The organism is Pontibacter sp. JAM-7 (genome assembly GCF_048548695.2).
Lineage (GTDB): Bacteria > Pseudomonadota > Gammaproteobacteria > Pseudomonadales > Balneatricaceae > Neptuniibacter.
The window spans coordinates 1-419 of sequence record NZ_JBLYIF020000021.1; the positions used below are offsets into that span (position 1 = coordinate 1).

Here is a 419-nt window from a genome sequence, read left to right on the forward strand (position 1 = left end):
CGCACACCGGACATGCCCAGTGGCTCTTTGATGCCTTCCTGACTGTCGATTTCGTACTCCTGCGGCAAGATATGCAGGATTTTCTGATCAGCCGGAATCGCTACCGCCCGGGCGGCATCAATCACCCGGTCCAGGTCATATTCAGAGACTTCACGGTCACGTACGGCAACAATGCCATGGGAGTTCAGGCTGCTGATATGACTGCCGGCAATACCCACGGTAACCGAGTGAATTTTACAGCCCGCCATCAGTTCCGCTTCTTCAACAGCACGCTGAATCGAAGCAACGGTGGATTCGATATTCACCACCACACCACGCTTCATGCCATTGGAAGAGTGCGAGCCGATGCCCACCAGCTCGATGCTGCCGTCCGGATTTACCTCCGCAACCAGACACACCACCTTGGAGGTGCCGATATC

The 419-nt window shown here is 55.6% G+C and carries 1 protein-coding gene; it reads right to left on the reverse strand.

The features are described from left to right. Positions 1-419: cell division protein FtsA (gene ftsA / locus ACFVYJ_RS13700; protein WP_463255409.1), on the reverse strand; the 419-nt coding region annotated here is incomplete at both ends.